We start from the raw sequence: 1050 nt of genomic DNA on the forward strand, positions 1-1050 counted from the left end.
CGACCGCAACACGCATCAGGCCAAGGCGGACTGGCAGTTCACCACCGCCGATGCCCGCATCAAGCTCAAGAGCCTCTGCCCGACCTTCCCCGGTCAAAATGGCTGAATCACGCCACTAGTCGCATTCGATCCGACATCGAAAGCCATTCGCTGGTCGCTTCCCGAACGGTACCCCATTCGTTCGGGCGCGCTCGTCACTGCGACAGGCGTCGTCTTCTACGGCACAATGGAAGGCTATTTGAAGGCCGTCGACGGGAAAACCGGCAAGGAACTTTGGAATTTCCATACGGGCTCGGGAATCGTCGGCGACGTCGTCTCTTACGAGCTACACGGCAAGCAATTCGTCGCCGTGCCGTCGGGCGTCGGCGGGCTCGTCGGGTTGGGATTGATTGATCTCTCGCGATCGATCGAAGGCTTCGACGGCGGCCCGCTTTATAATTTGTCCGACCACAACACTCTCGGCGGCATGCTGACCATATTTGCGCTGCCGAATTGAGGACGCTGACGTTTGAAACGGCCGCGTCCAAGGCAAAGTGGAGTTGGCCAACGAATGACCGCAACGGGTCGATGCTGTTGAAAAACTAATTTCGGGGTCCCTTTGAAAAACTCCTGCGGAAAATGGCGCGGTGGCAGGGAAAGGGGCTGGGCCCCTACCTTTCACTGCGACGATCGAACGAGTGACTCTCCTAGCCTGAATGAGAGGTCGTCAAAGGCCGACTCTGAGAAATTTCGTATTTCGCCTCGATTTTTGGCGCGCTCCAATTTTCGAGTTTTTCAACAGCATCGGCCATGGTTCCTCGTTCGTCATTCCGAATGGCCAGGTGGCGCCAGAAGCCGACGTTCGCGAGAAGAGCTCGACCGCGAATTCGACAACCGCAGAAGCCTCAGCTTTTTCCGTGCGAAAATGACGTGCGGAGTGGCGGTCGAAAGCGCCCGAGAACGAGCTTGCAAAGCGTACGGTTTGACCGTACACTTTTCTTGGATGAACATTCGAACCATCAAACATCGAGGCTTGAAGCGCTTCGTCGAGAACGACGACCCGAGGGAATT

2 protein-coding genes are annotated in these 1050 nt (G+C 56.7%); one reads left to right on the forward strand and one right to left on the reverse strand.

All coding sequences use genetic code 11. The features are described 5' to 3' along the window. The first annotated feature begins 145 nt into the window (after positions 1 to 145). Positions 146 to 496, forward strand: a complete 351-nt coding sequence (locus tag Mspo_RS19435) for a PQQ-binding-like beta-propeller repeat protein (protein WP_256366385.1) — start codon at positions 146 to 148, stop codon at positions 494 to 496. Positions 497 to 706: 210 nt separating this feature from the next. On the opposite strand, the gene Mspo_RS19440 is transcribed toward Mspo_RS19435, so the two are convergent. After that, a partial coding sequence (locus tag Mspo_RS19440) for a hypothetical protein (protein WP_159732945.1) occupies positions 707 to 1050 on the reverse strand: 344 nt, incomplete at its 5' end.

The sequence above is a fragment of the Methylosinus sp. Ce-a6 genome (assembly GCF_009811655.1).
Classification (GTDB): domain Bacteria; phylum Pseudomonadota; class Alphaproteobacteria; order Rhizobiales; family Beijerinckiaceae; genus Methylosinus.